Annotated in this window: 9 protein-coding genes and 1 pseudogene; 7 read left to right on the top strand and 3 right to left on the bottom strand. The window is 75.9% G+C overall.

Going from position 1 to position 10,933, the window contains the following annotated elements; translation table 11 throughout:
• Positions 1-337: 337 nt before the first annotated feature.
• The 3 genes and pseudogenes from ACFU7Z_RS26800 to ACFU7Z_RS26790 all read right to left on the bottom strand — a co-directional run bounded on the left by ACFU7Z_RS26800 (position 338) and on the right by ACFU7Z_RS26790 (position 3,681).
• Positions 338-1,120, bottom strand: a complete 783-nt coding sequence (locus tag ACFU7Z_RS26800) for a TIGR04222 domain-containing membrane protein (protein WP_049651285.1) — start codon at positions 1,118-1,120, stop codon at positions 338-340.
• An 89-nt stretch (positions 1,121-1,209) separates the two neighbouring features.
• Entirely contained in the window at positions 1,210-2,286 is a 1,077-nt protein-coding gene (locus tag ACFU7Z_RS26795; protein ID WP_380780179.1) for a TIGR04222 domain-containing membrane protein, read from the bottom strand.
• A gap of 106 nt (positions 2,287-2,392) precedes the next feature.
• A pseudogene (locus tag ACFU7Z_RS26790) lies at positions 2,393-3,681 on the bottom strand (DUF692 domain-containing protein).
• Between the two features lie 327 nt (positions 3,682-4,008).
• Here ACFU7Z_RS26790 and ACFU7Z_RS26785 point away from each other — a divergent pair.
• The 7 genes from ACFU7Z_RS26785 to ACFU7Z_RS26755 all read left to right on the top strand — a co-directional run bounded on the left by ACFU7Z_RS26785 (position 4,009) and on the right by ACFU7Z_RS26755 (position 10,882).
• A complete protein-coding gene (locus ACFU7Z_RS26785) occupies positions 4,009-4,968 on the top strand; it encodes a GNAT family N-acetyltransferase (protein WP_380780177.1) in 960 nt (319 codons plus the stop codon).
• A 220-nt stretch (positions 4,969-5,188) separates the two neighbouring features.
• Complete coding sequence (locus ACFU7Z_RS26780) at positions 5,189-6,199, top strand: MBL fold metallo-hydrolase (RefSeq protein WP_380780175.1); 1,011 nt, start codon at positions 5,189-5,191, stop codon at positions 6,197-6,199.
• A gap of 107 nt (positions 6,200-6,306) precedes the next feature.
• A complete protein-coding gene (locus tag ACFU7Z_RS26775; RefSeq protein ID WP_380780173.1) occupies positions 6,307-8,217 on the top strand; it encodes an ATP-binding protein in 1,911 nt (636 codons plus the stop codon).
• Positions 8,214-8,645 (top strand): roadblock/LC7 domain-containing protein, encoded by a 432-nt coding sequence (locus ACFU7Z_RS26770; RefSeq protein ID WP_049649591.1) that lies wholly within the window; start codon positions 8,214-8,216, stop codon positions 8,643-8,645. The genes ACFU7Z_RS26775 and ACFU7Z_RS26770 overlap by 4 nt, the downstream gene beginning before the upstream one ends.
• Positions 8,642-8,995 carry a DUF742 domain-containing protein gene (locus tag ACFU7Z_RS26765; protein WP_049649592.1) on the top strand — a complete coding sequence of 118 codons (354 nt, stop codon included), beginning with the start codon at positions 8,642-8,644 and terminating at the stop codon, positions 8,993-8,995. Before ACFU7Z_RS26770 ends, ACFU7Z_RS26765 begins: the two co-directional genes overlap by 4 nt.
• 70 nt (positions 8,996-9,065) lie before the next feature.
• A complete protein-coding gene (locus ACFU7Z_RS26760) occupies positions 9,066-9,692 on the top strand; it encodes an ATP/GTP-binding protein (protein WP_380780181.1) in 627 nt (208 codons plus the stop codon).
• On the top strand, positions 9,689-10,882 hold the full coding sequence (locus tag ACFU7Z_RS26755; RefSeq protein ID WP_380780171.1) for a cytochrome P450: 1,194 nt from the start codon (positions 9,689-9,691) through the stop codon (positions 10,880-10,882). Before ACFU7Z_RS26760 ends, ACFU7Z_RS26755 begins: the two co-directional genes overlap by 4 nt.
• The last annotated feature ends 51 nt before the right edge of the window (positions 10,883-10,933 follow it).

The raw sequence follows: 10,933 nt of genomic DNA, 5'->3' as shown, positions 1-10,933 counted from the left end.
CGGGGGAACCGGCCTCCGTGCCGTCGCGGTCCGGTCGCGGACCGGCGAACTCGCGCAGCACGGAGGTGTAGTGGTCGCCGAGGCCGACCCGGGTGACGTCGCGGAGCCGGTACTTGGTCGGCTCCGGGTACCAGCGGGCCTCGGTGTCGACCTCGTGCAGCCGCAGTGAGCGGGGGCGCAGCCCGGTGACGGTGCCGACCCGGCAGACGTCCGGATCCAGCTGTTCGGTGTGCAGGGTGATCAGGCCGTACTCGGCGCAGGCGGCGGTGAGCAGCCCGGGCAGGTCGTCCAGCGGCAGGTCGGCGCCGGGCGGGCGGACCGGCCACAGGCCGCCGCCCTAGCCGCGGTGCGGGCGCAGGGCGGCGCGGAGCCGGGCGTCGGGCAGGGCGGCGGGGCCGTTCATGGCGACGGCGGTGAGCAGTTCGCGTTCCTCGTCGTCGGCCAGGCCGCGCTGGCGGGCCGGGCGGACCTCGCGCAGCACCTCCTGCCCGATCGGGGAGGCCCAGCGGGTGTACGGGTAGACGTCGACGCGGGCCATCAGCAGGGTGCCGGAGGTGAGCACCAGCGGCAGCGAGAACCAGGCGAGCGGGGCGAGGGTGTCACCGCCGGTGAAGCCGTCGAGGGCCAGCGAGGCGGCCAGCAGGAGTAGGGACAGCAGCAGCGCGTGCCGGACCTGCCGGATCACCACCACGGTGTTGCGCTGCACCAGGGCCGGGGTGGCCAGGCCGGCCAGGGCGAGCCGGGCGCCGATCTCCAGCACGTTGGGGTGCTCGGCGACCGCCTGGCGCAGCTCGTCGGTGCGGCACTGGCCCTCGGGGCCGACGGTGGCGATGACCGCCCGCTCCAGGCGGCTGCGGCCCCTGGGGTCGACCACGGTGGTCCAGCCGGTGTGCGCCAGGTGGAGCCGTCCGCGGCCGGCCATCAGGACGAGGGCGAGTTCGACCACCCGGCCCGGGCCGCCGGCCAGGTAGGCGGTCTCGTACAGGCCGATGCCCACGGCTTCGGGGGGCCGCAGGCCGCTCTGGTCGGCGAGGGCGTCGGCGGTGGCGGTCATCCGGACCAGTCGGACGCAGGACAGGACAGCCGCGACACAGGCCGGTATGAGGAACAGCAACCACATGGGCTTGTTGTATGCCTGTGCCGACTGCGCGCGGAACGCCTTCCCGGTTCGCGATACCGAACTGTGACTTCCGCCGGGTGCCGCCGGAGTCAGGAGCCGCAGCCGCCACCGCCGCAGCTCGACCCGCAGCTGGAGGACGACGAGGAGCCGCAACTCGACGAGCTGGAGCCGCAGCTGGAGGAAGAGGAGCCGCAGCTCGACGAGGAGGACCCGCAGCCGGACGAGCCGCAGCCGGACCCGGAGGAGCCGGAGGAACCGGAGTCGGAGGAGCCGCACCAGGCGGCGGAGCCGCCGTCGGAGCCGGAGGAGCAGGAGGAGGACGACGACGAGGACGAGGAGGTCGCGGAGCCGTTCGCGGCGGTGGCCTGCCGGAAGAACTCCTCGTCGTCGGTCGACGCGGCCAGCATCGCGGCCTCCAGCTCCGGCTCCCCCAGCCCGGCGGCGGCGAGGCCGCCGAGCGCGAGCGCGCCCAGCAGCGCGCCGCCGGCCAGCCGGGGCGACACCCCGGCATTGGGCTTCCACGGCCCCTGCATCAGGGACAGCTGGCGCTGCCCGGCCGGGGTGATCCGGCTCTTGACGAGCGGGGTGACGAGCAGCGAGGCGACGCCCACGATCAGCAGGATGACCGGGATCCAGAGCTTCGGGCGCTCGTGGCCGGCGGCGCCGTCGTCGAGCAGCGGGGCGGCCACCATGGAGGCCGCCACCAGGAGCAGCGCGAGCCAGAGCAGCCGGCGGGCGGTGCGGGCCCGCCGCAGCCGCTCGGGGCGGCGCATCAGGCCGCGGTCGGCGAGCCGGTCGCCGATCTCCTGGACGGCGGTGGAGCGCATCACGGTGCGGCGCAGCGGGCCGAGCTGACGGCTCCCGGTCGGTCCGACGGAGTCCTGGACCGCCTTGTCGACCGCGTCGTACGGCTTGGCGCCGGTGAGCGTGACCAGGCCGGAGCGGCTGACCACGGCCTGCTCGCTCATGTGCATCCGGACCAGGGCGGTGTCGAACACCCGCGCCGGCCCGCCGGACAGGAACGCGGTGTCGAGCAGCGGCAGGCCGCGGCCGGGCAGGCCCTTGGCGTACCGGACCTGGCCGATGCGCTGCCGGGTCCGGACCGCGTGGACCGCGGCGGCCGCCAGCAGGACGGCCGGGACGATGAAGTAGCTGTTGTGCCACATGGGCGGTTCCCCCCGAGGTGGTGATGGTTCGTCAGGGCCCGGTGGCCCCGCGGTCGCCGACGGCCGGCCGGGTGTCCGATACCGGCTACCGGCTGCCGGCTACCGGTTACCGGCGCAGGGCCCGGCGCAGGCGGGTGAGCGGGCCCGGCGGTCGTACGGGGGCCGGGTGGAGCCACTGCTCCAGGGCCCGGCGGTGGTCGGTGGCGAGCGGGCCGCCGTCGGTGAGCACCCACTGCGCGAAGGCCCGGGCGTCGGCCCGGTATCCGCCGGTCTGCGGGTGGGAGCGGGCGTAGTCGAGGAAGAGCGGCCCGTACCCCGCCCCGAGCGTACGGGGCAGGTCGGGGGCCACCTTGGCGGTGGTGTCCCGCCGCTTGGCGGCCAGGCCGGTGGACTGGGCGCGGACCTGGCGTTCGTCGAAGCCGGGCGGGACGGGGCCGCCGGCCACCAGGGCGGCCAGCAGCTCCTCCTGGCGCCGGGCCAGGCGCCGCCGGGCGGCGGCGAGGTCCTGGTCGGCGGTGTCCCGCGCGGTCCCGGTCAGGTCGGTCATCGCCGGGTGCTCCCCTCCAGCACCCGGCGGATGGCGTCCAGTTCACCGGCCAGCTCGCTGGGCGGCGGGAAGTTGGCGTCCCGCTCCAGCAGGACCCCGGGCGGGGCGGTCCGCGCGCACAGCTCGGCCAGCACCTCCAGCACCGGCTCGGTGACGGGGTGGGCGTGGGTGTCGTGCCAGACGCCGTCGACCAGGGTGCCGCCCGCGACGTGGACGTAGGCGAGCGCCTCCAGCGGCAGGCGGTCGAGCTCGGCGGCCGGGTCGATGCCGAGGTTGACCCGGTTGGTGTGCAGGTTGGCGACGTCGATCAGCAGCCGGACGCCGGTGCGCTCGACCAGCTCGGCGAGGAACTGCCCCTCGGTGAACTCGTCGTCCGGCCAGGCGAGCTGGGCGGCGATGTTCTCCAGGGCGAGCGGTACCGGCAGCTGGTCCTGGGCGATCCGGACGTTCTCGGCGATCACCCGCAGCGAGTCCCGGGTGCGGGGGACGGGCAGCAGGTGGCCGGCCTCCAGGCCGCCGGCCCGGACGAACGCCAGGTGCTCGGTGACCAACGGGGAGCCGAGCGCCAGCGCGGCCTCGGCGAGCCGGGCGAGGCGGGCGGGGTCGGGCAGGTCGGCGCCGCCGAGGCCGAGGCCGACGCCGTGCGGGACGACGGTGACGCCGCGTCCGCGCAGGACGGTCAGGGAGTCGGGCAGGTGGTCGGCGCAGATGTTCTCGGCGACCACCTCGACCCAGTCCAGGCCGGGCTGGCGCTCGACCACGGTGTCGATCTCGCCGCGCCAGCCGAGGCCGACGCCCAGGCGGGGCGCGGCGTCCCGGGAGGCGGTGTCCCGGGGCGCGGTCGCCAGCGGTGCGGCGTCCTGGGGCGCGGTGTCCCGGGGTGCGGTGGCCAGGGCAGGGGAAGTCATCGGTTCGCCCCCTTCGGAGGGCCGGGTGGGAGGGCCGTCGACCGGTGCGGCGTCGTCGCCGGACCCGTGCGGCCGTGTTGCTGAGGATGTCCCCGGGTGGGGTGGCTGCCAAGCCTCACCCGGTCTTCTCAGAGCATTATTTGAGCATGTCGTTCCGGTCGTGAGGGACTTGGGTCCCGAGCCCGGGCCGTCCCCCGCAGGTGGGGGTGCCCTCCGGCGGATAAATCGGAGGCGCCGGGCGGGTGGGCGCGACTAGCGTGGGAATCCATGACTTCTTCGAATTCCTCCCCCCTGACGATCCGGGACTTCCGCCCCGAGGACGCCGAGGCCGTGGCCGCGGCCCACCGGGCCGGGCGCGAGCACCTGGTGCTCTCCGCCGAGACCCTGCTCTGGCTGAACGGCCGGCCGAGCCCCGAGGAGCACTTCCGCACCTTCGTCGCCGAGCTGGACGGCCGGGTGGTCGGCGCGGTGCGCTGCGGGGTGGTGCTCGGGACGTCGGTCGCGGGTGTCGGCTACGCCAACGGCAGTGTGCTGCCCGGGTTCCGGCGGCGCGGCGCGGCCACCGCGCTGCTGGCCGCGGCCGAACGGCACCTGGTCGGGCACGGGGTGACGGAACTGCACACCTGGATGGACGACGAGCCCGCCTCGGTGGCCTTCGCCACCGCCCGGGGGTACCGGCTCGGGCGCACCATGCAGTTCGCCGGACGGGACCTGGCGCTGCCGCTGCCGCCGGCGCCCGTACTGCCGCCCGGCGTCGAGCTGCGCCCGGCCGCGGACTGGGCGGCCGACCCGCATCCGGTGTTCCTGGTCGAGGCGGACGCCATCCTGGACGAGCCCGGCAGCGAGGTGCCGATGGACGCCCTGGAGTACGAGGACTGGCTGCGCGACGACTGGAACCGGCCGGACCGGGACCTGGCCCTGAGCGTCGTCGCCGTGGTGGACGGCCGGCCGGCCGCGTTCAGCATGGCGCAGACCGACGGGGTGGACCGCTACTGGTCCGCGTTCACCGCCTGCCACCGGGAGTTCCGCGGCCGCGGGCTGACCAAGTCGGCCAAGCTGGAGTCCCTGCGGCTCGCCGCCGCGGCGGGCTACCGGCACGCGTACACCAGCAACGACACGACCAACGGGCCGATGCTGGCGATCAACGCCTGGCTGGGTTACGAGCGCTGCGCGGCGGAGCGCAAGGGGATCAAGCGGCTGGGGCGGCCGTCGGAGCAGGGGGCCTGACGCCGCCGGGCCGCGTCCCCGGACGCGGCCCGCGCCCGCACCTGTAGCCGTGCCCGTTTCGCCCCCGGTTTCGCAGTGGCGGGGGCCGGGCCACTTCGGCCAGATGTGGTCCAGACCACGTGGGACGAATCGGGACAGCCCGGGCTGCTTCGGGCGCGAAGTGGCTTGAACTGTAATGGTTTTGCTCCACTCCTGTCACGACCTGGGCATAATCGCGCACATGACGATCAGCCGTGCGAACGTGAGCGCGATTGCCGAGGACCTGTACGTGTGGCTCCCGCCGAAGCGGGGGTGGGGCCTGGCCAACTGCGGCCTGCTGGCCTCGGAGACCACCGCGCTCTGGATCGACACGCCGTACGACCCCTCGATGGCCGGGGAGTTCCTCGCCGCGAGCCGGCGGCTGCTGCCGGCCGGGGTCGGGGTCGACCGGGTGGTCGTCACCCACGCCAACGGGGACCACCTGTGGGGCGCCGGGGTGCTGCCGGACGCCGAGGTGATCGCCACCCGCGAGGCGCTGGAGCACATCCACTGGGAGCCCACCCCGCAACAGCAGCACGCGCTGGTCACCAACAGCGACCCGGACTCGCCGCTCGGCGGCTACCTGAAGGAGCACTTCGGGCAGTTCGACTGGTCCGGCACCGAGCCGGTGCGCCCCGACACCGTCTTCACCGGCGAGCTGGAACTGACCGTCGGCCGCTACCCGGTGCGGATCACCAGCCTGCCCGCCGCCCACACCGGCGGCGACCTGCTGGTCCACCTCCCGCACCAGCGCGCGGTGTTCACCGGCGACGTGATCTTCTCCTCGACGCCCGAGCAGCCCGGCGACCACCCCTCGCACTGGGCCGGACCGCTGGAGAACGTCATCGGCGCCTGCGAGCAGGCCCTGGCCACCGGCGCGGAGATCTTCGTCCCCGGCCACGGCCCGGTGCTCGACCGTGACGGCGTCCGCGAGCACATCGGCTACCTCGCCTACGTGCGCGAGCGCGCCCACGCCCTGCACGCCGCCGGGATACCCGCGCTGGACGCCGCCCGGCGGGTGATAGCCGAGCAGCGCCACCCCGAACTCGGCCTGCCCGAGCGGCTGGTGATCACCGTCGCGGCCGAGTACCGGCACCTGGACGGCTCGGCGGCCCCCGGCGCCCTGGAGGCCCTGGGCCAGGTCGCCCTGGTGGCCCGGGAACTGGCCGAGGACGAGGCCCGCGCCCAGCGCCCGCGCACCGCCCGGCCCTGATCCCGCCGGGGCCCGGCACCGCCCGATCCTGATCCCGTCCGGCCCCGTCGCCCGGTCGTCCCGGCCGCACCACCCGGTCCACCCCGCAAGCACCCCCGAGGACTTCGATGACGCAGATCGCGCTGATCGTCCTGGCGCTGGTCGCCGCCGCGGCCGCGGCCGTGCTCGCCCGCGGCCGGGCCGTCGCCGTCACCCGGGCGACGGCCGCCGAGACCGCGCTCGGCCGGGGCGAGGAGCGCGCCCGGACCGCCGAGGGCCGGCTCGCCCGCGCGGAGCAGCAGCAGCGCGACGCGCAGGAGGCCGCCCGGCGCTCGGCCGAGGAGGCCCGGCGGGCGGAGGAGCGCACCCGGGCCGCCGAGGACAGCGTCCGCGAGGCGCAGGAGGCGGCCCGGCAGGCGCAGGACACCGTCCGGGACGCCATGCAGCAGGGCTCCGCCGCGACCGCCCGGGCCGAGCAGGCCGAGCGCGCGCTCGCCGAGGCCGAGGCGCGCGGCACCGCGCTGCTCGCCGAGATCGGCCACCTTGCCCAGGAGCGGGTCGCCGCCACCGCCGTACGGCTCACCCACGGCAACGCCCCGCTGGTCGGCCCGTTGGACCCGCAGGCCGTCGGCCCGGAGGCGGTCCGGGCGCTGCAGGGCGTCCTGGACGCCGCCCAGGCCGCCCTCGCCGACGAGCGCGAGCGGGTGGACGCCGCCGCCCGCGCCGCCATGCGCGGCGCCACCTCCCGGATCCAGACCCTGCTGTACCAGATCCAGAGCCTGGTCCAGCGGCTCCAGCACGAGAACGACGACCCCCGGCTGCTGGAGGTCGACTTCCGCAACGAGGTCGCGCTGCGTCGGATCCAGACCATCGCGGTGCTCTGCGAGGCCTGGCCGGGCCTGGCCCGCACCGACTCGCCGCTCGCCGAGGTGGTCGTCGGCGCGCTCTCCCGGGTGCCCGGCTACGCCCGGATCAAGGTCGCCAACCACCTGCGCGAGCAGCGCCTCGCCGTGGTCGCCCGGGCCGCCGAGCCGATCGCCGTCACCATCGCCGAGCTGCTCGCCAACGCCACCGCCTGCTCCCACCCGGAGACCGACGTCCCGGTCACCGTCCAGCAGGGCGGCCGCGGCGCGCTGGTGATCATCGACGACAGCGGCATCGGCATGGACGAGGACCAGCTGCGCCGCGCCCGCCGGCTGCTGGCCGGCCCGCCCGACATGCTGCTCACCGAGCTCGGCAACCCGCCCAAGACCGGCTTCGCGGTGATCGGCAAGCTGGCCCGCCAGTACGGCTTCTCCTGTCACATCGAGCCCTCGCCGTACGGCGGCATGCGGACCATCCTGCGCATCCCGGCCGCGCTGGTGACCGTCGTGGACGACGAGCAGCCGCTGTCGGTGCTCACCCCGCTGCCGCTGCGGGCCGGCTCCGGCCCGGCCCCGGCGCCCACCGTCGCGGCCGTCCCGCCGATGCGCGACGCGGACGAGCAGGACGGCCCGCGGCTCGCCGACCGCCACAACCAGCCGGGCCCGCACCCGGCTCCGGCCATCCGCGTGGTGCCCGACCCGGTCGCCGAAGGCCCGGTCGCGGACGGCCCGGCGGGGGAGGGCCAGGCGGGTGCGTCCGTCCCGGCCGAGCCCGGCCCGGACGCCCCCGCGACGGACACCCCCGCGACGGACGCGTCCGCGGCCGACGACGGCACCGGCCTGCCGACCCGGCGCCGCCGCCGTCCGCTGGCCGCCGAGCAGCCCGCCGCCGTACGGCCGGCCGCCGCCAAGCCCGCCCCCGCCCGCGCGGCCGCGCGCACCCCCGAGCAGGCCGCCGCCCACTGGCAGGCGCTGCAGCAGGGCACCGACTCCGGCCGGGCCGCCGTGGCCCGGGCCGAGCGCGAGGAGGCCGCCGGCTCCGCACCCGGCCGGACCGCCCCCGGAAACAGCGACAGCACCACCGGTACGACCGCCACCACCCCCGGCGACACCACCGCCGACCGCGACCCCGGTGACCCGAGCACCGGTCCGACCTCAGAAGGAGCCGAGCAGTGAGCAGCACGCCCAGCCCGACCGCCACCGACGAGATCTCGTGGGTGCTGACCCCGCTGCTGGAGCTCCCGGGGGTGCTGCACGCCGTCATCGCCACCGGGGACGGCCTGGTCGAGGGCGCCTCGGACGGCCTGGAGCGCGCCTCGGCCGAGCGGGTCGCCGCGATGACCGCCACCGTGCACGCCGCCGCCCGGGCCTTCACCGCCGCGTTCACCGACGTCGAGCGGCCCCGGCTGGCCCAGACCGTGGTGGAGTCCGACCTCGGCTACGCCGTCGTGGTGCCCGCCGGGGAGAACACCTCGCTCGCCGTCTTCACCTCGCCGGACGCCCAACTCGGCAACGTCGCCTACCAGATGCAGCTGCAGGTCGCCGCCCTCGGTCGCGCGCTCGCGAGCCCGACCCGGCGGCAGGACGACGACGTCCGGTCATGACCGCCGTCCCCCGCAGGCGGATGGTGCCCGCCTACCTGGCCACCGGCGGCCGCAGCCGCCCCGGCACCAAGGGCTTCGAGCGGCTGACCGTGCTGTTCGCCGACCGCGCGGACCCGCCGGAGGCGCTCGACCCCGAACACCGCCGGCTCTGGGAACTGCTGCGCCCCGGCGCGCTGACCGTGGTGGAGGCCGCCGCGCACCTGAGCCTGCCGGTCAGCGCCACCGTCTTCCTCGCGGCCGACCTGGTCGAGGCGGGCTGCCTGCACGCCCGCGCGCCGATCCCGCGCGCCCAGCAGACCGACCGCTCCATCGTCGAGAGGCTCCTCGTTGGACTCCGTGCGCTCCGGTGACCCGGCCGCCCGGCCGGAACCGGAAGACCAGAGCCGGGTGGGCTACCTGCCCGACCAGGACCAGACGCTGATGAAACTGGTGGTGGCCGGCCCGTTCGGGGTCGGCAAGACCACCCTCATCCGGACCCTCTCCGAGATCGCCACCCTGCACACCGAGGAGGCGATGACCGAGACCGGCCGCCCGGTGGACGACCTGGCCGGCGTGCCCGGGAAGTCCACCACCACCGTCGCCGTCGACTTCGGCCGGCTCACCCTGCCCGGCAACGTGGTGCTCTACATGTTCGGCACCCCCGGCCAGCGCCGCTTCTTCCCGCTCTGGCAGGACATCGCCCGCGGCGCGGTGGGCGCCCTGGTGCTCGCCGACACCCGCCGGCTGGCCGACTCCTTCGAGATCATGGACATGGTCGAGGAGCAGGGCCTGCCGTACGCCGTCGCCGTCAACCGCTTCCCGGACGCGCCGGACCACCCGGTCGAGGTGCTGCGAACCCACCTGGACCTGCACGCCGCCACCCCGCTGCTGCTCTGCGACGCGCGCGAGCGCGACAGCAGCCTGGACGCGCTGATCGCGCTGGCCGAGCACGTCCTGGAGGCCCTGCCCGCCGCCCCCGCCGGCCCGGACCCCGCCGCCCCCGTCACCTCGGACCCCGCCGGTTCGGACCCCGTCACCTCGGACCCCGCCACCCCGGAGCAGCCGTGACCGTCGAGTCCCGCCCGACCCCGATCCACGGCCCGGTCTTCGCCGCCGACCCCCAGCTGGTCTACGAGCGGCTGCGGCGGCACGGCGCGGTCGCCCCGGTGGAGATCGCGCCCGGCGTCGAGGCCCTGCTGGTCACCGACTACCAGGCCGCGCTGGACCTGCTGCGCGACACCGACACCTTCTCCAAGGACTCCCGGGCCTGGCAGCGGACCGTCCCGCCGGACTCCCCGCTGCTGCCGGTGCTCGGCTACCGCCCGACCGCGCTGTTCAGCGACGGCGAGACCCACGCGCGCTACCGGGCGGTGATCACCGACGCCCTCGCGCTGTTCGAGCCGCACCGGCTCCAGCGGCAGGTCGCCGAGACCGCGCACCGGCTGATCGACCGCTTCGCCGCCGTCGGGCACGCCGACCTGATCGCCGAGTACGCCCGCCGGCTGCCCGCCTTCGCGCTCACCACCTGGTTCGGCGTGCCGCAGGAGCAGCGCGAGGAGGTGGTGGACGCGATCACCGGGCTGATCGAGTCCACCGCCCGGGCCGGCGCCTCGTACGGGAAGCTCCTGGCGGTGGTCACCGCGATGGTCGCCGAGCGCCGCGAGCGCCCCCGGCACGACCTCACCTCGATGTACGTCACCCACCCGGTCGGGCTGGACGACGACGAGGTGATCCGGCAGATCACCCTGACCCTGATCGCCGGGCACGAGCCGACCACCAACCTGATCGGCAACGCCCTGCTGCGCCTGCTCACCGACGCCCGCTACGCCGGCTCGCTGTTCGGCGGCGCGATGACCGCCCATCAGGCGATCGACGAGGTGCTCTGGCACGAGCCGCCGATGGCCAACCTCTCGGCCCACTACCCGCGGTACGACATCACCTTCCACGGCCGCGAGATCAAGGCGGGCACGCTGGTGCTGGTCTCGTACGCGGCCGCCAACTCCCAGGCCGCGCCGCCCACCGACGACGGCGGGCTGCGCAGCGGCGAGAGCGCCCACCTGGCCTGGGCGGCCGGCCCGCACGCCTGCCCGGCCCGGGACCCGGCCCTGCTGATCGCGATCACCGCCATCGAGCAGCTGGGCAGCCGCCTCAGCGACCTCGAACTGTCCACCCCCGCCGAGGACCTGCTCTGGCGCCCGGGCCCGTTCCACCGGGCCCTGACGCACCTCCCGGTCCGCTTCGCACCGGTCGAGGGGTAGGCCCGGACGGGCCCGGACGGCGCGGAGGCCCGGACACCGTACGTGTCCGGG

The organism is Kitasatospora sp. NPDC057518, assembly GCF_042802075.1.
In the GTDB taxonomy this organism is placed as follows: Bacteria; Actinomycetota; Actinomycetes; order Streptomycetales; family Streptomycetaceae; genus Kitasatospora.
Note: the sequence above shows the minus strand (reverse complement) of the source record. Positions and strands in the feature narration are given on the sequence as shown.

Coding starts and splice junctions, on each gene's coding strand:
- ACFU7Z_RS26765 (WP_049649592.1), top strand. CDS start 8,642: ATGACCGCCGTCCCCCGCAGGCGGATGGTGCCCGCCTACCTGGCCACC.
- ACFU7Z_RS26775 (WP_380780173.1), top strand. CDS start 6,307: ATGACGCAGATCGCGCTGATCGTCCTGGCGCTGGTCGCCGCCGCGGCC.
- ACFU7Z_RS26785 (WP_380780177.1), top strand. CDS start 4,009: ATGACTTCTTCGAATTCCTCCCCCCTGACGATCCGGGACTTCCGCCCC.
- ACFU7Z_RS26760 (WP_380780181.1), top strand. CDS start 9,066: ATGAAACTGGTGGTGGCCGGCCCGTTCGGGGTCGGCAAGACCACCCTC.
- ACFU7Z_RS26795 (WP_380780179.1), bottom strand. CDS start 2,286: ATGTGGCACAACAGCTACTTCATCGTCCCGGCCGTCCTGCTGGCGGCC.
- ACFU7Z_RS26800 (WP_049651285.1), bottom strand. CDS start 1,120: ATGTGGTTGCTGTTCCTCATACCGGCCTGTGTCGCGGCTGTCCTGTCC.
- ACFU7Z_RS26780 (WP_380780175.1), top strand. CDS start 5,189: ATGACGATCAGCCGTGCGAACGTGAGCGCGATTGCCGAGGACCTGTAC.